This is a genomic window from Oleiphilus sp. HI0043, assembly GCF_001634935.1.
The window spans coordinates 1-684 of sequence record NZ_LWEY01001518.1 but is presented as its reverse complement, the minus strand read 5'-3'; the positions used below and the strand labels follow the sequence as shown (position 1 = coordinate 684).

Annotated in this window: 1 protein-coding gene; it reads left to right on the top strand. The window is 48.5% G+C overall.

The features are described from left to right. Nucleotides 1-684, top strand: a 684-nt coding sequence (locus A3729_RS22070) for a fumarate hydratase (RefSeq protein WP_197475983.1), incomplete at both ends; no start/stop codon positions are given.

The following is a 684-nucleotide window of genomic DNA, read 5'->3' as shown; positions in this document are numbered from 1 at the left end:
TACGTCGTGCTTACACTCATCCAGATAACGTCTTACGTGCTTCAATCCTAGATGACCCTGCCGGCGCTCGTAAGAATACTAAAGACAATACACCTGCTGTGATCCACTATGAGATTGTCGAAGGCAACACTGTCGACGTCCAAGTTGCTGCAAAAGGCGGTGGTTCCGAGAATAAGTCAAAAATGGCGATGTTGAACCCTAGTGACAGTATTGTTGACTGGGTTCTGAAAACGGTTCCTACGATGGGCGCTGGCTGGTGCCCGCCAGGCATGTTGGGTATAGGCATCGGTGGTACAGCTGAAAAAGCTGCCGTGATGGCGAAAGAAGCTTTGATGGAGCCGATTGATATTCATGAGCTTCGTAAGCGTGGCCCTCAAAATCGTGTTGAAGAGTTACGTTTAGAGATTATGGATAAGGTCAACGACCTGGGTATCGGTGCTCAAGGCCTTGGTGGCTTAACAACGGTTATGGACGTAAAAATTAACGACTATCCAACGCATGCTGCATCATTGCCTGTCGTAATGATTCCAAACTGTGCTGCCACACGTCATGCTCACTTTGTGTTAGATGGCTCCGGCCCGGCATTGCAAACACCTCCAAGTCTTGAAGACTGGCCTGAGATTACTTGGGAAGCTGGCGACAGTGCTAAGCGCATTGATTTGAATAACGTGACTAAAGAAGACG